Annotated in this window: 16 protein-coding genes; 9 read left to right on the top strand and 7 right to left on the bottom strand. The window is 52.4% G+C overall.

All coding sequences use genetic code 11. From position 1 onward, the window contains the following. Positions 1-32 precede the first annotated feature (32 nt). From pyk to NMUL_RS07890, 6 genes are all read left to right on the top strand, one after another. Positions 33-1,139, top strand: a complete 1,107-nt coding sequence (gene pyk, locus NMUL_RS07915) for a pyruvate kinase (RefSeq protein WP_011380841.1) — start codon at positions 33-35, stop codon at positions 1,137-1,139. Between the two features lie 77 nt (positions 1,140-1,216). Beyond that, a complete protein-coding gene (locus NMUL_RS16330) occupies positions 1,217-1,540 on the top strand; it encodes a pyruvate kinase alpha/beta domain-containing protein (RefSeq protein WP_011380840.1) in 324 nt (107 codons plus the stop codon). 278 nt (positions 1,541-1,818) lie between these two features. After that, entirely contained in the window at positions 1,819-2,955 is a 1,137-nt protein-coding gene (locus tag NMUL_RS07905; protein ID WP_011380839.1) for an ABC transporter permease, read from the top strand. A 72-nt stretch (positions 2,956-3,027) separates the two neighbouring features. Continuing rightward, on the top strand, positions 3,028-3,723 hold the full coding sequence (locus NMUL_RS07900; protein ID WP_011380838.1) for an ABC transporter ATP-binding protein: 696 nt from the start codon (positions 3,028-3,030) through the stop codon (positions 3,721-3,723). Beyond that, positions 3,720-4,907, top strand: coding sequence for an HlyD family secretion protein (locus NMUL_RS07895; RefSeq protein ID WP_011380837.1), 1,188 nt, complete (start codon positions 3,720-3,722; stop codon positions 4,905-4,907). The genes NMUL_RS07900 and NMUL_RS07895 overlap by 4 nt, the downstream gene beginning before the upstream one ends. Before the next feature lie 26 nt (positions 4,908-4,933). Next, positions 4,934-6,445 (top strand): efflux transporter outer membrane subunit, encoded by a 1,512-nt coding sequence (locus NMUL_RS07890; protein ID WP_011380836.1) that lies wholly within the window; start codon positions 4,934-4,936, stop codon positions 6,443-6,445. 170 nt (positions 6,446-6,615) lie between these two features. Here the strand turns inward: NMUL_RS07890 and NMUL_RS07885 are convergent, their stop codons facing one another. After that, a complete protein-coding gene (locus NMUL_RS07885; RefSeq protein WP_011380835.1) occupies positions 6,616-7,698 on the bottom strand; it encodes a diguanylate cyclase in 1,083 nt (360 codons plus the stop codon). A 147-nt stretch (positions 7,699-7,845) separates the two neighbouring features. On the opposite strand from NMUL_RS07885, the gene NMUL_RS07880 reads away from it, so the two are divergent. Beyond that, positions 7,846-8,559, top strand: a complete 714-nt coding sequence (locus NMUL_RS07880; protein ID WP_011380834.1) for a hypothetical protein — start codon at positions 7,846-7,848, stop codon at positions 8,557-8,559. Positions 8,560-8,740: 181 nt separating this feature from the next. On the opposite strand, the gene NMUL_RS07875 is transcribed toward NMUL_RS07880, so the two are convergent. Beyond that, a complete protein-coding gene (locus tag NMUL_RS07875; protein WP_011380833.1) occupies positions 8,741-10,240 on the bottom strand; it encodes an FAD-dependent oxidoreductase in 1,500 nt (499 codons plus the stop codon). Between the two features lie 182 nt (positions 10,241-10,422). Further along, the gene (locus NMUL_RS07870) at positions 10,423-10,848 is read right to left on the bottom strand and encodes a hypothetical protein (RefSeq protein WP_011380832.1); all 426 of its coding nucleotides are present in this window, start codon (positions 10,846-10,848) and stop codon (positions 10,423-10,425) included. A gap of 83 nt (positions 10,849-10,931) precedes the next feature. Here NMUL_RS07870 and NMUL_RS07865 point away from each other — a divergent pair, with 83 nt between their 5' ends. Further along, on the top strand, positions 10,932-12,206 hold the full coding sequence (locus NMUL_RS07865) for an O-acetylhomoserine aminocarboxypropyltransferase/cysteine synthase family protein (protein WP_041353037.1): 1,275 nt from the start codon (positions 10,932-10,934) through the stop codon (positions 12,204-12,206). Between the two features lie 13 nt (positions 12,207-12,219). Here NMUL_RS07865 and NMUL_RS07860 read toward each other — a convergent pair whose 3' ends face one another. Continuing rightward, entirely contained in the window at positions 12,220-12,618 is a 399-nt protein-coding gene (locus NMUL_RS07860; RefSeq protein ID WP_011380830.1) for a ubiquitin carboxyl-terminal hydrolase family protein, read from the bottom strand. Between the two features lie 182 nt (positions 12,619-12,800). Here NMUL_RS07860 and NMUL_RS07855 point away from each other — a divergent pair, with 182 nt between their 5' ends. Beyond that, a complete protein-coding gene (locus NMUL_RS07855) occupies positions 12,801-13,841 on the top strand; it encodes a fatty acid desaturase family protein (RefSeq protein WP_011380829.1) in 1,041 nt (346 codons plus the stop codon). A gap of 125 nt (positions 13,842-13,966) precedes the next feature. On the opposite strand, the gene NMUL_RS07850 is transcribed toward NMUL_RS07855, so the two are convergent. The 3 genes from NMUL_RS07850 to NMUL_RS07840 all read right to left on the bottom strand — a co-directional run bounded on the left by NMUL_RS07850 (position 13,967) and on the right by NMUL_RS07840 (position 18,120). Beyond that, the gene (locus NMUL_RS07850; protein ID WP_011380828.1) at positions 13,967-14,857 is read right to left on the bottom strand and encodes an alpha/beta hydrolase; all 891 of its coding nucleotides are present in this window, start codon (positions 14,855-14,857) and stop codon (positions 13,967-13,969) included. Positions 14,858-15,066: 209 nt separating this feature from the next. Further along, on the bottom strand, positions 15,067-16,158 hold the full coding sequence (locus NMUL_RS07845; RefSeq protein WP_238529904.1) for a cobalamin-independent methionine synthase II family protein: 1,092 nt from the start codon (positions 16,156-16,158) through the stop codon (positions 15,067-15,069). Positions 16,159-16,506: 348 nt separating this feature from the next. Beyond that, a complete protein-coding gene (locus NMUL_RS07840; RefSeq protein ID WP_238529778.1) occupies positions 16,507-18,120 on the bottom strand; it encodes a hybrid sensor histidine kinase/response regulator in 1,614 nt (537 codons plus the stop codon). Positions 18,121-18,254 lie beyond the last annotated feature (134 nt).

Genomic DNA, 18,254 nt, shown 5'->3' with positions numbered 1-18,254 from the left:
CGAGTGGAACCCGATCGATTGGAGTACCTTCTATGACCCCCTGGCATCGAGCCAAGATTGTTTGTACGCTGGGTCCCGCAACGGATGCACCCGGAGTTATCGAAGGTCTGATCAGCGGAGGAATGGATGTCGCTCGCGTCAATGCTTCGCATAGCGATTCCATCACGCATTCCCGCCGCATCGAACAAGTTCGCCGGGCGGCAAGTGAGGCTGGGCAACCGGTAGCTATTCTTGTCGATCTACCCGGTCCAAAGTTTCGTCTTGGCAATCTGGCCGATGACTGTTGCAGACTGGCTGAAGGCGCTGTCGTTACGCTTGTGGAAGAGGGCAGGGCGCTAGAGGCGGTTACTGATGATATGGACGGCATCAGGTTGCCGGTGCGCAACCCCGAATTACTCCAGGCGCTGCGTGCAGGGGAACGGGTATTTCTGGCTGACGGCTCGGTCGAGCTTTGTGTAGAGAGCAGTGCAACAGCTCAGTCTGGATTCAACGCCCCCCGAGTCCGGTGTGAAGTTCTTATTGGCGGTGTCGTGCGCTCCGGCTCCGGTATCAATGTTCCTGAATCCGCCCTGCTTGAGCTCGTTCCGACTGACGATGACCGTCAGCATCTTGCCTTTGCGCTTGCCCGCCAGGTGGAATGGATAGGAATTTCCTTTGTTCAGTCCGTTGACGAGATCCACCGTGTGCGTGCGTTGCTTCCTTCCACTGGTGCACCGCTCGTGATGGCAAAGATAGAAAAGCGCAAGGCACTCGTCAATCTGGAGGAGATTGTGGAGGCAGCCGATGGGGTAATGGTGGCGCGGGGAGATTTGGGTGTGGAAACCGATCTTGCCGAAATTGCGCTGATACAGAAGCGGATTATATCGGTAGCGAACGCTCGGGCACGTCCCGTGATCACCGCTACCCAGATGCTCGAATCCATGGTGGCGTACGAGCATCCGACACGTGCCGAGGTAACCGATGTGGCCAATGCGGTGCTGGATGGCACGGACGCGGTAATGCTTTCCGCTGAAACGGCAATCGGACAGTTTCCCGTCACCGCTGTGAAGATTCTTCAGCGGGTGATTGCCGCTACTGAAGCAAGGCATAACGGATCCCCCAACTCGAAGATGCGGGCTGGTATGACAGGCGTGCGCTGAATGATGTGCATTCTGTGAGCATATCAGCCTCGAAACAGGATAATCTTGGCTTTTCCGCATGTGAACTTGCAGTTCGTATGGGCGCGCGGGCTGTGGTTGTTTTCGTTCAATCCGTAGCGGCAGCGCTGGAAGTCGCGCGTTTCCGCCCGCAGCTGCCCATCGTTGCGATCACCGGTTCTGCCATGCTATATCGCAGCCTGGCGCTGGCTCATGCGATTGCACCGCTTTTATGCGCCGAATGCAACGCTACGGCTGAGCCCCGAAATCTGATAACGAAAGCAGGGGCCTGGTTGCAGGTACAGGGATTGGCGCGGCCGGGAGACGAAGTCGTTCTTCTGACCGGCTCACAGACGACGGATGGAAAGCTCGATACCCTGCAGATCGTTCAGCTGCCTGCTTGACCCGCCCGTTTCAGTGTTTGCGTCGCTGCGGAACGGTCCGTCATGAGCAGCAGATGCCCGTAACTACATTCAAGGCTTAAATCCTGCCCCGTATGCCTCAATGCAAATAGTCCTATGACGTAATGGAATCAATTTTTGGCGATTCCTGAAGGAGGAAACAGATCAAGGACGAAAGAATCTTCGCCATCTCCAGTGACTATCGCCTGGGCGAACTAAAATGAACTAAGTTGTTCCCCTGTACGAGGGAAAATAGCAGAAGCAGGTGCGGCGAGAGAAGCGTGAAAGGAATCCTTAAAATTGCTTTCAAACTCCTTGTCAATGACAAAGGGAAATATGCGGCCTTGCTGGTCGGGATCACCTTCGCGGTTTTCCTGATGGTGCAGATGACCTCCATATTTTCAGGCATTCTCATCAAATCCTCATCGACCGTCATTAATCTGGGAGCAGATATGTGGGTTATGGACCCCGCTGTTAATAACGTTGCCAGCAGCATCCCTCTCCCCGACTACGTTCTCGACGCAGTGAGAAGCATTGAGGGTGTCAATTATGCCGTCCCTCTGTATTCAGGCGCTGCCCTGGTCAAGCTGAGGAACGGAATTTTTCAGCCGGTAACCATCCTGGGGTTGGACGACAATAGTCTTTTCGGCCGCCCCGAATTGATCGCGGGCAAGATCGAAGACATCTATGCCGAGAACGCCTTCATCGTGGTTCAGGATGCTGAGGTACGCAAGCTTGGGCATCCCACGGTGGGTACCGAGTTCGAGCTCAATGATCATCGCGGCGTGATCGTGGGAATTGCAAAGGTGGGGGCAAGCGGACTGTTCGGCCTTCCGACTCTCTATACCACTTACAGCAAAGCAATCCAGTACATTCCCTCTCCGCGATTCACAATTTCGTACATCCTCGTTGAGCCGAAGACTCCCGAGGCGGTGACGCATATTGAAAGTGAAGTCCGCCGCCTTGGCTATCTCGCGCTGACGAAGGATGAATTCATGGAGAAGATCGCGAATTTCTACAAATATCAGACAGGCCTGGGCACCAATATCCTTATCATGACCGCGGTGAGTTTCCTGGTTGGCCTCTCCATTTCCGGCCAGACGTTTTATACCTTCATCCTTGAGAACCTTGAAAAATTCGGCGCACTGAAAGCCATGGGGGCCAAGGGGAGAGAGCTCATATACATGATCCTTTTCCAGGCAATGTTCACTGCGCTGGTGGGGTACGGGCTGGGAGTCGGTCTATGTGTCCTGATTATCGTACTGGCAAAGATCAGGGTTCCGGAATATTCAGCTGCAGTCACTTTTACCACTCTTGCCTTTGCGTTTGTCATGGTCCTGATCATTGCGGCGATTTCGAGCTATATTGGGATAAGAAAGGTGCTGAAGATCGAGCCTTTCGATATCTTCCGGGGTTGAACGCGAGCCGGGCCGGCGGTAGCGTTCCCGGTAGTCTCGATTCAAGGCTCGGCCTGCGGTAGAGGTGGCGTTGTGGATACGGCAATTTCAGCCAAAGAACTGACCAAATGGTTCGGCGAAGGCGATCTTCGGACTTACGCTGTCAAAGAAGTCAGCTTCGATGCCTACTTTGGCGAGATCCTTTTTGTGGTTGGACCGTCCGGGAGCGGGAAAACCACGTTGTTGAGCATGATTTCCGGCATCCTGCGGCCGGATTCAGGAACAGTCAATGTTGATCACGTCGATATCTGGAGCCTCACGCCGGATCAGATCGCCGAATTCCGCCTGAACAAGGTCGGGTTCGTATTCCAGGACTATCACCTGTTTCCACGCCTTACCACGGCTGAGAACGTTGCCATTCCCCTCATCCTGAAGAAAAAGGACTGGAATGAATCCATCCGCGAGGCTGAACATTACCTTGATGTCGTCGGGCTCAAAAACAAAGCTCAGCTCGCGCCGGTTAAATTGAGCGGAGGCGAGCAGCAGCGGGTCGCCATTGCCCGCGCCCTGGTCGCCCAGCCCGACCTGCTGATTTTCGATGAGCCTACCGCGTCGCTGGATGGAGACACCGGTCGGCGTATCATGGAATTCGTGAAGAACCGTATACTCAATGAATCCCGGTGCATCCTGATCGTCACGCACGACAGCCGCATCTTCGAATACGCGGACAGAATGATGAGGATGGAGGATGGCAAGACCGTCGCGATTGAAAAAAGGGCAGATCATTGAGAAATCAGATTCTGATCCCTATTGCCGCCCTCGGTATTCTGGCCGGGGTCGTGAGCGCATTTCTGGCTGGCCAGCAGAAGAAGCCTCAACCTCCTGTCTTCAATCCCGCACAGAATCCTTATGCAAAGGGAATTTATTCGAACGGAATCATAGAGAGCTACCAGTCCACGGGGGAAAACATCAATCTTTACCCCGAGGTTGCAGGAGTGGTCACGCAAATCATGGTGGCGGAAGGGCAAGCCGTAATGCAGGGGCAGCCGTTGCTGAAAATGGATGATTCGATTCAGAGGGCAACCGTGGAGCAGCAGCGCTCCCAGGCCGAAGCTGCGCTCGCGCTTCTGGAAGAGCTGAAAGCCCAGCCCCGGAAGGAAGTTCTGGATGTTTCCCTGGCACAGCTCGATTATGCAGCCGCTAATCTTCGAACGGCGGAAACGCAGCTGCAGAAGCAGCAGGCTTCGTATGATCTCGACCCGCGTTCGGTAAGCAAGGATGTTCTCGACAATGCTATCAATGCGGTGAATGCCGCCCGGGCAAACCTGGAGGTTGCCAGCCGTAACTATCAGTTGACGAAGGCCGGCGCGTGGAGCTATGACATTCGCAATCAAGAGCGGCAGTATGCCGCCTTGTCGAATACTTATCAGGCTGGGCTTGCGTTGCTGAAAAAATATACGGTTTATGCGCCTGCTGACGGTGTCATTTTGTCGATCGGCGCTGCCACAGGCAGTTACGTTTCTCCGCAAGGTATCTATGGAACATACACTTCGGGGATGGATCCGGTATTGGTCATGGGAAAGCCGGAAAACGAACTTGCAGTACGATGCTACGTTGATGAAATCCTGGTCCATCGCTTGCCCGATCCGTCGAAAATGCACGCCCAGATGTTCATTCGTGGCACGAAGATTCGCATCACGCTTGAATACGTCCGTGTGCAACCCTACGTTTCACCGAAGATTCAGTTATCGAACCGGCGGACAGAGCGCGTGGACGTCCGGGTTTTGCCGGTGCTTTTCCGGTTTCGGAAACCGAAGGATATCCGGCTCTACCCCGGTCAGCTGGTGGATGTTTACATCGGGGAAGAGGCGCACACCGGGGAAAAAGCGTCGTCGGGGGAGGCGCAGGCAGATGCTGCCATGAAAGAGAAGGAGCAGGAAAGAACAGGAAGCAAGCTATATCAGTCTGAGTAGTCAGCAGCATCAAACCGAAGGCGGACATGATGAATGCGCTGGGCCCTATAAGAGGCGGAATTTATGCCGGCTTGATGCTGGTACTGGGCGGCTGTATGGTGGGGCCCGATTTTGTACGGCCGAATCCACCCGAGACAGCGCGTTACTTGCCCGGGGAGTCGTTGGAAGGAGCAATTCCTGTAAAGGATCAGGCTCAATATTTTGATGCAGGAGCTGACCTCATAGCTGACTGGTGGCGGTTGTTCAAATCGCCCAAGTTGAATACGCTCGTCACGGAGGGGATCAACAACAACCAGAGTCTCAGGGCAGCGCAGGCGGCATTGCGGCAAAGCCAGCATAATCTTCTCGCTGGTTATGGCGTATTTTTCCCCCAGGCGGACGCTGCGGGTTCGGCCGTCCGGCAGCGGTTCTCGGCAGCGCGCTTTGGGGGCAGTACCAGTGCAACATTCAACTTGTTCACATTGTCGACGACGGTTACCTATGCGCTCGATGTATTCGGCGGCCAGCGGCGCGCCGTGGAGAGTCTCAGGGCACAAAGGGATTTTCAGCGCTATACGGTATTGGCCACTTACCTCACGCTAACCGGCAATATTGTCAATACTGTGATTGCCAGGGCGGCATACGACGCGCAGATCGAGGCAACAAAAGAGCTTATCGCGCTGCAGCGGGAGCAAATCGAGATCACCCACGCGCAAATCCGGGCTGGAACAGTTCCATACATCAGTGGAGTCACCCTGCAAACGCAGCTCGCATCTCTTGAAGCCACACTTCCGGCGCTGGAGCAGGGGCGCGGCCAGGCGGAGCATTTGCTCGACACGCTGATGAATTACGCGCCAGGGGAGGGGCTGACGGCCCAGATCAGCCTCGCCGATCTTTCATTGCCCAAAGATCTGCCTGTTACACTGCCTTCCACGCTCGTGCGCCAGCGCCCTGACATTCTCGCTGCCGAAGCCCAGGTTCATCAATTTACGGCGAACATAGGCGTCGCGACCGCCAATATGCTTCCAAGCTTCACGTTGAGCGGCACCTATGGACAAAACGCCCGGAACCTCGCGGATGTTTTCATGAGCAGTGGAAACTTCTGGAGTGCAGGAGCCGCCTTTGTCGCCCCGATATTCCATGGCGGCACGTTATGGCAGCAGCGAAAGGCCGCCATTGACGCGTACGACCAGGCGCTTGCCAATTATCGCCAGACCGCTCTGAACGCCCTCGGCCAGATAGCGGACCTGCTTCTTGCACTCGAGCACGATGCGGAAACGCTTCAGAGTCAACTGCAGCACCTCGATTCAGCCAGCGAAGCATTGCGCCTCGTCCGGATCAATCATCAGGCGGGCCTCGTCAATGACCTGCAAGTACTGATCACGAACAGTCAATATCTCCAGGCCAAGCTCGGCTACATCGGGACTTTGGGCCAGCGCTTCCAGGATACTTCGGGACTATTTGTCGCCTTGGGAGGCGGGTGGTGGAATGCAGAGGAAGAAGGTGAATTGACGGGGATGGAGGAAATTTTTTTCAATCCGGACTCACCTGTTCCCTAGCAAAGCCCAAACCAGTCGGTTCCGACCGGAGGTGCCGGAAATCAGCGAAGCGATCTTGTTTTGCCACGCTTGTAGCCCCATCGTCCCTCACTTCTCGCTGTGCTATTGCCTGGGTATCAGAGGGGCGCGTGTTGTTCGGACAGTAATATGAACGGATGATTGTTGGACCCCTACATTTCCTTGGTAGTCACCACGCAATTCCGGCCTCTTCTTTTCGCCTCATACATTGCCGCATCTGCCCGCTCAAGCAGTGATTCTCTGGATTCCCCAGGTTTAAGCATTGCTACGCCCAAGCTGATGGTAACGTGGATGTTAAATTTTTTTATATGAAATGGCGTGCTCATGACTCCCAGGCGTATGCGCTCGGCAATTACCTTTGCCAATTCGAGATCGGTGTCCGCCATAATAACGACGAACTCCTCCCCGCCGAACCGGCCGATCATGTCGAAGTCGCGTGTTGCGGATTTTATACGCCTCGCCAAATGCTGTAGCACCAGATCGCCGACCATATGGCCGTAGGTGTCGTTGATTTTCTTGAAGAAATCGAGATCCGACATGATGAGGCACAAAGAGCTGCGTTCTTGGCCTCTACGCTCCGCTCGTTGGACATGGTGTTCGAGAGACTCCATGAGCTTTCTGTAGTTCATTACACCTGTCAGCTCGTCGGTCCAGGTTCTTTCCTGCAAGCGCGATGCTTCCGCCCGCAGCTTGTCCAGCTTTTCTTCCAGCTCATTGAGTTCCGGAAGGTGATAACCTTCGGCGGCAATGTACAAGTCAAGTGCAGTGAGTTTCAGGATAGTGCATAGGAGTATTCTGGTTTTATCGGCATTAAAATCGGACTTGTCCAACAGATTGTCTATCAAGGACTGCTGTATGAGAAAAGAAGGAAGCTGCAAGGCTCCCAAAGGGATATTTGCATGCGCGAAAGCAGCAGCCAGCGCCAGCCGCTCTTCAAAATAACCTGGAGTAGCAAAATTTTTACCAAAGGATCGCAAGCGATATTTCCATTTCTGCCTGAAGGCTTCGGTACCGATGTTCCTCTCGATCAATTCAAAGTCATCGCTGCCCGCAATTACGGCAAGGCAGGAATTGATTATTTTATCGACTCTTTCAGCGATGAATTCGGTGAGCAGGTTGATTGCCGCCGCTTCTTCTTTGTGATCCGCAGCCAGTCCCAGCAAGGAAAGTGCCTGCCGGATTCGGTCTTTGTCGAACCCGAGTGCTGCACAATGGGGCGTTGCTTCGGTATTCACTTATTCGCGACGATTGATGTGTAGGAAACCTGAGGTGGGGCGGGTTGCAGCATAAAGGATAACGCATTATTCTCCCTGCTTGCTATTCTTACTATTGGTCCCGTTGTCTGGCGAGGAGCCAAACGCAGCCCCCTTCTGGAGTTTTCTATGAATATCAGCCGTAGAATAGTACTTGGCTCTGTTATTGCCTCTTTTGCACTGGCTGGCTGTAATTCGCCAAAAAAGTCTTTTCTGGGTGCGTCTTTTCCCAGAGTTGCTTATAGGGACATCGCGGAGCGAAATGTGCCGCTTCGGTTGAAGCTCAGCGTCGAATTTCAGCGCAATGGCGAACACTTTCCCGAAGGCGATATTCCCCTGAAGGATTATGCAAATGCAATACTCGGGGATACGCGGGTAGTGGTGCCGGTGATTGATCGGGCGGAGGGGGAGGTCAGAGTAATCTTGAACAACATCGCTGATAGCGGGACGGTGGCATCGGAGGCCGCGCGCACCAGGTACCCGCTGTGGGTGATTGGCAGGACCATTACTGATGCATATGAATTATCCATGTTCATCACGACCAAGGAGGGGACGATCAGCCGGACAGGAATAAAACAGGCCGTCCATACCGCGATCGGCAATATGAGCATACCGGAAGATGTACCGAGTTTTCCTCAGGACCAAGCCTTCGGAAAAGTACTGGAACAGATGATTTTGCAGGCACTGCTGGAGATGCAGCAAAGTGGAGAGCTCACATGGATGAGTTTCCCGGCCGTTGTTTTATCCGGAGAAAGAACGCACAGGTATTTCATGTCAGGCTGTGCCCGACAAAAACCGGAGATAGGGAAAATCGACTCCCGGTTGCTTGCCGGACTATTGTGATATCTGGAGAAATTGCGGTAAATATCGGTGAGTCTAAAACAAGCTGGACAAAACCGACGATGTCCGTCAGCCCGACAACCTGGAATAAAAACAAACCAGACCAGCAGAGAGAACGCGCGGAGAGTTTTCCGTGCCAGATGGACGAAATCGGCTTGTTTCTTCTGATTTCGCTTAGTTTCGTTCAGTGTCCCGGCAGAACGTGCCTTCGAAGCGGCTCGATGGCCGGTCCCTCGATTACTGCGCCATCAGGCGCGAAGCGGCTTCCGTGGCAGGGGCAATCCCAGCTTTTTTCCACCGCATTCCAATGTACCCTGCACTTCATATGGGTGCATACAGGTGAAACAGCAAATAATGTACCCTCGGCATCCCTGTAAGCAGCAAGCGATTCGCTCTCGAATTTGACTATCGCAGCTTTTCCTGGTGTGAGTTGGGACAACGGTATTGCCTCCCGATCCGTGATGTAGTCCTTGATGAACGACTTCATTACCGAGATGTTTTCCTCGACTATCCCCTTTACGCCTTTTACCGGTTCAAAACGGCTTGCCTTGACAAGCGGGGCAAAGACGTTGTCGCGGCCCGCAATCTGGTCAGCAATGAGTGAGGCCGCAAGCGTTCCATAGGTCAGGCCATCGGTTTCAAATCCGGTTGCGACGAAGCAACCCGTTGCATCACGGCCAATGTATGGCAGACCATCTGCAGCGCTATAATTCTGGGCTGACCAGCGGTAATCAATTTCCTTCATGCCAAGATATTCGCTTGCTGCCGTTTCCAGCCGATCGATGCTCGTCCTGGTATCCTGCTGTCCGGTTTTATGCTCTTCGCCGACACAGATGAGATATGTCGCATCCTCGACATCCAGAGTCCGAACCGAAAGCCTCTCCAGGCCGCTGCTCCAGAAGATTCCCGCGGGATATGTATCCCTGCTGATGCGCCTGGCGAGTCCGTATTCCCGGTTCACCACCATTTCGGTCTGCACCAGGTGAATACCCTTGGGGGAGTGAGTCGCAAGCACGATTTCCCTGGCAGTTACTTTACCGTTGGCGGTACGTACGACACGCTCATCCGCATCCACTTCCAGGACCATGGAATTTTCGAAGATGCGGCACCCCTGTTTTGCTGCCTGCTGCGCAAGTTCGCGAACATAAGCCTGCGGATGGAACTGAGCCTGATTATCCAAAATCAACACCCGTCCATGTGGAGCAGGAAAAGGATGCGGAAGCTTGTCTTCCAGGCGCACTGATAATCCCGCGATTAGCGAACCTTCGTATTCCTGTTGCACGCTCTCCTTTCCCCCTGCTGAGGTAGCATAGCGGTGTAATGGGCAACGCCGGAACCCACAGGTAATATTGTATTTTCGCACCCGCTCCTCGATCTGCTCTACTGCCTGGCGTCGGGCAGTGGTGACAGCACGAGCAACATCCTTGTCCCATCGCTCGACGATAGGATAAATACCACGGCTCAGAGTTTCATAAAGGTTGCCAGTGGAATTTCCTGTACTGCCGAAATCACAATCATGTGCTTCCAGCAATACCGCTCCGATGCCTTGCTCAGCCAAGTTCAAGGCCAGGGATACGCCGGTTATTCCGCCTCCCACAATCACGACATCCGTAGTAAGTTCTTCCTGCAACATCGGGAAGCCGGCGGAAGGCCCTGTGGCGCGCCAGACAGAAGTTGTGTTCATCACGTATTCCTTTTTGTTTAGTTTTCTCAAGCTACGGGAGTGCCGGTTCAAAGAATCACCCGGTCCGTGCCGAATTCCTCGAGCATGGGCAGCGGCTTTTAAGAAGTTCCCCCTCCCCGGAACGACAAGATTGCGGAAGATTGGTCGTTAGCATCAATGATTCCCAGGGCTTTTTCTGTACGCTACGGCACACAGCGCTGCCCGAAACCAGTGGGGTTGGAATATTCCACCTGATCGACTGGGTGATGATCTTGTGAACTCTGTAGAGCATTTTGGCGGTTTATGCGGCAGTCTGATTTTTTGTATCGGTGACTCGGCAACGGCACGAGTAATTGCACGGGTAATTGACTGGCCAACAATGCGGCGAGAAGCCCTGCGGCGACGGCTGCGGCAAGCCAGGGCATGCCAATGCCCAACCCAAAGTAAATTCCCGCCCCCGGCAGGGCAGCGAGTGCAGTCGTGCCGGCAGTGAACAGCTTTGTCAGTTTAAATCCCTTGATCACTGCCCCCAGCGTATCCCGGAAAAAGTCAGCGAGCTCGGATATTCGGGTTTGCAGGCGGTTTTCGAGCCATGGCTGCCTGTGCAGCTTCATGCTGCTGCTGATCATGGCGTTTTATGAGATCATCGAGGTCATGGGAAGCTTGAAGATATTTATTGTAGTCGGGATAAATCTTTATGGAAGAAAATGGCATGAAACTGGAATCTCTGGCATTGCATTACGGATATAAATCAGAAGCTTCGACGAAGGCCGCGGCAGTACCGATTTATCAGACGACTTCCTATACATTTGACAATACGCAGCATGGGGCCGACCTGTTTGACCTGAAGGTGGCGGGAAATATTTATACCCGGATAATGAATCCAACCAATGCAGTGCTGGAGCAGCGTCTGGCAGAGATGGAGGGCGGAGTGGGTGGGCTGGCAGTTGCTTCAGGTATGGCGGCAATCACTTACGCCATCCAGTGCATCGCCAATGCCGGCGACAACATTGTGAGCACCAGCCAACTGTATGGCGGCACGTACAATCTGTTTGCGCATACTTTCCCCAGACAGGGGATCGAGGTGCGCATGGCCTCACATGAGGATTTCGATGGGATTGAGCAACGTATAGATGCCAAGACCCGTGCAATATTTTGTGAATCGATTGGAAATCCCTCGGGAAATGTTATCGATATCGAGAAGATCGCTGACATCGCTCATCGGCACGGGGTGCCCCTCATCGTCGACAGTACGGTTTCCACCCCCTATCTATGTCAACCTTTCAAGCTCGGTGCGGATATTGTCGTGCATTCCCTGACGAAATATATCGGTGGACATGGTACAACAGTCGGAGGAATGATTATCGATTCCGGACAATTCGACTGGGCAAAGCATAAGGACCGCTTTCCCTTGTTGAACGAGCCTGATCCTTCATATCATGACGTTGTTTATACAGAAGCATTTGAAGCCGCGGCCTTTATCGGACGCTGCCGGGTTGTGCCATTGCGCAACACGGGGGCAGCGCTCGCGCCCCACAGCGCATTTTTGATACTGCAGGGATTGGAAACGCTGGGCTTGAGAATGGAGCGGCACTGCGAGAATGCATTGAAGGTGGCGCAGTATCTGGAAGCGCATCCCGTCGTCGAGCGCGTCAATTACGCGGGTTTGCCCAGCAGTAAATATCATGAACTGTGCAACAGGATCAGCAAAGGGAAAGCATCCGGCCTGTTGAGCTTTGAGATCAAGGGTGGAGCGGTGGCCGGCAGCGAGTTTATCGATGCCCTGAAGATGATCCTGCGGCTGGTCAATATCGGCGATGCCAAATCGCTAGCCTGTCATCCTGCATCAACCACTCACAGACAGTTGAGCCCTGATGAATTAAAGTCTGCGGGAGTTTCACCGGGTCTCGTGAGGATATCGGTCGGAATTGAGCATATTGACGACATCATCGGCGATATCGCCCAGGCGCTTGATGCAATCACCTGATTTTACGGTGAGTTCAACCAGCCTTCCAGGAGGCCTCCTGAAGCATCGAGATGGAGTGGTCCAGGAAAAGTTCGATTTTTCGCTTGAGATCGGTTGACATCGTGATTTGCCGGGATCGCTGATCGTGGGGGGCCATGCGTTCGATGAGCAAACCGTGATCAATGGCTGTCTGGATATATTTGATTGCTGTCCGCTGGCTGATGTGCGGCATCAGCTTATATAACTCGGATTTGCGGAAGGTATCGTCCTCCGAACTGTTAATCTTGAGCCACATCTGGGTGAAAAGGTCGTAGTAGTTCAAGTCGTGAAAAAGCTTGTTCCCCAGAACCTCTATCCAGTACTCGTCGAGATCCGTCAGCAGCTGAACGAACTGGCGTCGCCGGGCGTTTGACTGCTTATAAAGTCCGGTCATTTTTACTTTCTCTTTCTTTCCTTTGCTTTAGAACCATGGGCTTGATTATAGCGGCAAAATAGTACACATATACATGTATTTTTACATGTATAATTGACGTATTAGATTCGACATGTTCTCTATGGGCGGCTTGTTTTCGGCCGGCGGAGACGCGAAGGCATAACTGTTGAGAGTTATAAACCATGCTCACGAAAATCGAAGAAACGTACTTTCGCTGTAAAGGGAGCTTGCTTCCGAACGTTTCTGCCTTGCTTTATTGTCATTTGAGCTATCTGGGAGGACTCGGACTTATCCTGTCCCTGCACCCGGTTCTTATGGTAATCGGCACATTTGCTTTGGCCCACGGTATGGTAATTGCCTCGTACCTGATTCACGAGTGTGGACACAATACGCTGTTCAAATCATCGCGGCATAATGCGCTGCTGGGTAGCATGCTGAACTGGTTGACCGGAGGGTGCTATGGCACTTTCAAGGATTTGCGGGAAAAGCATATGCGGCATCATGTCGATAATGCAGATGTGGTTGAGTTCGACTATAGAGGTTATCTTGTCCGCCATCCCATCCAACGTAAATTGATGGAAGCGCTGGAGTGGCTTTATGTGCCCGCTATAGAGCTTCTGATGCACGGCGTGCTCATTTTTGCACCCTTCATCTTCAGGGAGAAGAAAGATCAACGGCTTCGCACAGCCCGAATCATTCTTGTCCGATTCAGCTTGCTTGTGATGCTATTCGTGCATTCTCCACTTGCCTATCTGTGTTACCTGATCGCCCATATCATGTTTCTGACAATCCTGCGTTTCATGGATGCGCTTCAGCATAATTATGACATCATTATAGGGTTCGATAATGATGCGGAATTGGTAAGATCCCGGGGTGACCGGGATTATGAGCAGGCCCACACATTCAGCAATCCGGTTTCGACCAGACATCCATGGTTGAATCTCATTACTCTGAATTTTGGCTATCATAACGCCCATCACAGCCGGCCCACCGCGCCCTGGCACGAGTTGCCGAAGCTGCATGGAGCGCTGTATGGGGCGCAGTACGAGAGCCGGCTGCCGTTTGTTATCCCGTTCCGGAAACAACTCGCGAGCTTCCATAAGAGCAGGGTTGCGCGCGTAATGGGTGACGACAGGGAAGCGCGAGGGAATCTTTTTGCACATCGACTTCAAAATGGCTCCGCTGTGGGGGCGAGCGGCGTGTCTTTCCTGACTCCATTCTAAAAACTGCTGCCGGCGCCGCAAGTTTCTTTGCGGGCAATGGGGACTTTTCCTTATCGCTTTATCGCTAAAGTCATCTGCTACGGGCGACAAGAGGCGATCGCACAATTAACAGTCAGATCAGTGCATCAGTTTCGCCTGGGCAAATACCGTTCCAGAAAATCCAGTATGCGATTCTCGTATTCCCTGCCTGCGTAGGTGTGCATATTGAAATGCCCTCCACCCGGAACGATCCATAATTCTTTTGGCTGACGGGCAGCAGCAAACAGCCTTTCGGTTTCTGCTACTGTCGTATGCCGATCGTCAGTTCCTGAAATCAACAGAAGGGGCGAGTTGAGATTACCGATGCGGTCGATGGGATTCAATTCGTCGGGATTTACATCGAGACGAAAGGAGAGCTGCCATAGCAGCAAGGGGGAGAAAACCGGACCGAAGCTTCCAAGGTGAAGTCTGAGGCGGTTGTCCACTGCTTCATCGATGGTGGGATGGAGGGATTCAAGCACCACGGCATCGAGCCGCGGTGGATTTTTCGCGAGTACAATCGCGGCTGCACCAAGCGAGACACCAATGGCGCCGATTCGCTCGCCGGAAAAAGTATTACGCAGCCAGGCGATAGCCGCTTCCACATCTTCAGCTTCCTGGACACCGAAGGTGATACGTTCTCCCGCCGTTTCACCGTGCGCCCGAAGATCGATGAGGAGGGCGCCATATCCCTGCCGGTTCAAAAACCGGGCACGACTCAGCATTTCCACCCGGTTGCTCCTGAGAGAATGAACCAGCAGTACCATTCCTCGTCCGCGTATTCCGTGCACCAGCCATCCATGCACGTCCGAGCTTGCTCCGTGGGCATCAGTGTAGATGGGAATCTCCACCGGTTCGACTGGCAAATCGATCGAGAGCGTATTTACTGCAGTGGGTACTGCTCCGGACAGGAGTTCGCCCACTCCAAGGGCTGTCAGCAGGATGACAGCAATGCAGGAGGAAAAGAAAAAAATCCCGATCAGGATCCAGCGGCGCATCTTATAAGAAAAAATAATGGCTCTGTCTCAGGCAGGGTAGTGCGCCCCGAGCCGGGTTTGCCAGAAGTGGCCTGTACAAGACTTGCCTCTTCCCCGTCCATCAAGCTCGATTAATGAGAGAGGATGGCATCAGGAGGTTAAGCCAGGTGCCAAAATCAACATATTTAATGGCAGGACCTGGTCTGATACGTGCTTTTCGATAATCTATTTCAAGAAGTGCACGATTGTGCAATTCCGCTGAGTATGCTGGATGCAAGTGCCGTACCTTGCACCCGTGCTGCAATTTTCGCAAATGCTGTCTCCCTGGTGGTAGAGATATCATCACAAAAAGGCGAAAAACCGCAATCATCAGTTGTTCCCAGCTGCTCAACCGGAATGAACTCCGCTGCTTCCAGGATAAGATCACAGATGTGCTCCGGCCGCTCCACCTCTGGGTTGATTGGGGAGGTTACTCCAATGAAAACTTTCTGATCCGGCTTAAGATGGGCCCGAATCATGTTAAGGATACGCAGACGGTCTTTCTCGCCAGAAAAGGCTATATAAAAGTTTTTTGCCTTCAACTGAAACAACTTTGGCAAGAGTTGAGAATAGTCGATATCGGCACTGTGCGTAGAATCGCGGTCGCCTCCAGGACATGTGTGCACGCCTATTCTGGAAAGCTCATCTGAATTAAATCGGGATAGCGCCATATTATTAAGATCAATAAAACTATCCAGAAGTCTTCCTGTGGGGTCAATTTTAAGTGCCAGGCGCCCCTCGGTAAAATCGATCTGGACTTTGTGCGCCCCTTTATGGAGGCAGCGTCGAACCTCGGTTTCGTGTTCGTTCAATAAATCCTCGATAAACTGATCCCGGGAGTATCCCTCGATTTCATGGGGGGGGTACATTAAACTTAATGCAGAGGGGGAAATAACAGCCTGTTTTACAGGTAGATTTGTGTAACGCATGGCTGTTTCGAGATAATAATCCGCATATATGCGATACCGAAATGGTCCTTCCTTCAACATTGGCATCCTTCGACTATGTCCTGCGGAGAAGGGGATAATAAAGCCTTCCGGTGTCGTATTTTCCAGCCCGTCGACACAATATGTCCAAAAGTTGTGATATTTACGCTGTTCGCCGTCGGTTATAACAGGGGACCCCGTCGCTTCAAATCTTCTGATAGTTTCTATTATTGCTGCTTCATATAGGTGATCAAGTGCGGGATCCATCCGCGGGTTCCAACCCTTGCTCTCAATGGCCTGGATGAGCTCGAGAGGACGGGGGATGCTTCCGATCGGCTCGGTCGGTATTGTCAACATCATATATTTCAAGTCCCGTTATAGCTGTGTTTTTCAATAATCCATTAAATTAAGTTTTCTGTCTCCTTCTGGCTTCGCATTGATGCCTGAAGTCGAGGCTATGCCATATACCTATTATCTGGGTTCTGGCGTAATTTTTTCAAGCCCCCCGCAGAACTGGGGGTTGAGCTAGCTACGACAGGAGATTAGGCAGGAAAGTGCCTGGAATGTCAGGAAATTCAAGAAGAATCCGTTCAAGCGGCGTAAACGGAATTACGTCCCTGAGCCTTGGGGCCTGGGTGATAAGGGGGAGAATTCTTATCTAATATGGAAGCAAAAAAACTTATTGAGCTTCCATAAAGAGATGAATTATGAGAGGGATTGGTCTGGCACGAGAGGCACGAGGTCTGTAATGACCGCAACCAATTTGGTCGTGTTCAGGGGCTTGATGATATGTTTCTGGTAGCCTGCAATCATCGCTTTTGTCCGGTCTTCGGGACGTGCAAAGCCGGTAAGCGCAATTGCCGGTGTAGATGAGTGGGTGGTTTTTGGCATGCTTCTTACTTCCCGGATGAACTGATATCCATTTTTGCCTGGCATACTGATATCGCAAATTATCACATCCGGTCTCTTTGCTTTTAGAATTTCCAGGCCTTCTGCAGCACCGCCCGCAATAATTACTGTGCCACCTTGCGTTGTAAGGGCCTCTTTCGCAACTTCAAGAGAATCTCTTTCATCATCGATGACCAGAAGCGTGAGGCCGGTGAGCGGGAGACGTGTGTCGCACTCTAACAAAATATCGGTTTGATTCTCGATTCCGCTTCCCGTATCGCGATGCTGGATCAAAGGAAGGCTGACAGTAAAAACTGAACCTTTACCTTCTCCATTGCTTTCGGCAATCACGGTGCCTCTGTGAAGCAAGACTAGCTCCTTCACAATGGCAAGTCCCAGACCGAGCCCGATCTGCTGCCGACTGGCGGGGGAATCAGCCTGGCGGAAGCGATCAAAAACGTGTGGCAGAAACTCTCGTTTAATGCCGATTCCCGAATCCTTTACCTTTACTTCAGCGCGAGAACCTGCCCTCCGAACATGGATTTCTACTTCTCCTTCCGCGGGGGTAAATTTTATGGCATTAGACAGTAAATTCCACAGGACTTGCTGAAATCGATTTTCGTCGGCCAGGACAAATCCCACCTCGGAATCGATTATTTTTCGCAGCCGAACTTTTTTTGCTTCCGCCACCGGTACTGCCGAATCCACAACGGCTTCCGTAAGACTTGAGAGATCGATTCTCAGCAGTTCCAAGGTAACTTTCCCGGCAGTGATCCTGCTCATTTCGAAAAGATCCTCGATGAGCTTATTTTGGATCTTGGCGTTTCGCTCAATGGTCTCAATTCCTTTACGAACACTCTCGCTATTCATTGTTCCCTGTAAAATAAGCTGGGACCATCCGAGAATGGCATTGAGCGGGTTCCTCAATTCATGTGACAGCATTGCGAAGAACTCGTCTTTGGAGTGATTGACACGCTCTGCGTCTTTACGCATTTCCCGCTCTTTTGCAAGAAAGCGTCCCAGTTCTTCGGTTTTCATCTTTGTTTCGTGGATATCCATACAATATCCCACCCACATCCAGATCCCGCCGCCAGCATTACGAATTGGTGTGGCGCAGGATGAATGCCAGCGATAGTTGCCCGTTGCCTGTCTGATCCGATTTTCCATCCAGAACGACTCGCCGGTCCGGAGGGATTGCTTCCACCGTTTTAAATTCTCTTCTATGTCCTCGATGTGAATAAGATCAACCCATGCCCAGCCTAACAACTTCCCCAGGCCCACCCCCGTATATTCAAACCAGCTTTCGTTAAAGTAATCCTTGGTGCCATCGATGCGCGCAGTGAATATTTTTAGAGGAGTTTTTTCAGCGACAACGCACGTCCGACATTCCGCTTTCCGCTTGTATGCTTCCTGGTATAGAGGCGCGGGCATTTTCCTTAACTCCGATCTTTCCCTTTCCACAGTACTTGTAGCACGAAGAATGGTGAGCGAATGATCCAGTTGTCTTGCCTTATCTTGCAAGTCTAATTTTGCTTGCTCAAGAACGCGCTCGGCCCGAAGGCGGG

This window comes from Nitrosospira multiformis ATCC 25196 (genome assembly GCF_000196355.1).
In the GTDB taxonomy this organism is placed as follows: Bacteria; Pseudomonadota; Gammaproteobacteria; order Burkholderiales; family Nitrosomonadaceae; genus Nitrosospira; species Nitrosospira multiformis.
This window is presented reverse-complemented; position numbering and strand designations above follow the sequence as displayed.

Excerpts from the sequence above, each read along its gene's own strand:
- NMUL_RS07870 (WP_011380832.1), bottom strand. The coding sequence starts at position 10,848 with ATGATCAGCAGCAGCATGAAGCTGCACAGGCAGCCATGGCTCGAAAAC.
- NMUL_RS07890 (WP_011380836.1), top strand. The coding sequence starts at position 4,934 with ATGATGAATGCGCTGGGCCCTATAAGAGGCGGAATTTATGCCGGCTTG.
- NMUL_RS16330 (WP_011380840.1), top strand. The coding sequence starts at position 1,217 with ATGGGCGCGCGGGCTGTGGTTGTTTTCGTTCAATCCGTAGCGGCAGCG.
- pyk (WP_011380841.1), top strand. The coding sequence starts at position 33 with ATGACCCCCTGGCATCGAGCCAAGATTGTTTGTACGCTGGGTCCCGCA.
- NMUL_RS07880 (WP_011380834.1), top strand. The coding sequence starts at position 7,846 with ATGAATATCAGCCGTAGAATAGTACTTGGCTCTGTTATTGCCTCTTTT.
- NMUL_RS07855 (WP_011380829.1), top strand. The coding sequence starts at position 12,801 with ATGCTCACGAAAATCGAAGAAACGTACTTTCGCTGTAAAGGGAGCTTG.
- NMUL_RS07845 (WP_238529904.1), bottom strand. The coding sequence starts at position 16,158 with ATGTTGACAATACCGACCGAGCCGATCGGAAGCATCCCCCGTCCTCTC.
- NMUL_RS07875 (WP_011380833.1), bottom strand. The coding sequence starts at position 10,240 with ATGAACACAACTTCTGTCTGGCGCGCCACAGGGCCTTCCGCCGGCTTC.
- NMUL_RS07850 (WP_011380828.1), bottom strand. The coding sequence starts at position 14,857 with ATGCGCCGCTGGATCCTGATCGGGATTTTTTTCTTTTCCTCCTGCATT.
- NMUL_RS07840 (WP_238529778.1), bottom strand. The coding sequence starts at position 18,120 with ATGCCCGCGCCTCTATACCAGGAAGCATACAAGCGGAAAGCGGAATGT.
- NMUL_RS07865 (WP_041353037.1), top strand. The coding sequence starts at position 10,932 with ATGAAACTGGAATCTCTGGCATTGCATTACGGATATAAATCAGAAGCT.
- NMUL_RS07860 (WP_011380830.1), bottom strand. The coding sequence starts at position 12,618 with ATGACCGGACTTTATAAGCAGTCAAACGCCCGGCGACGCCAGTTCGTT.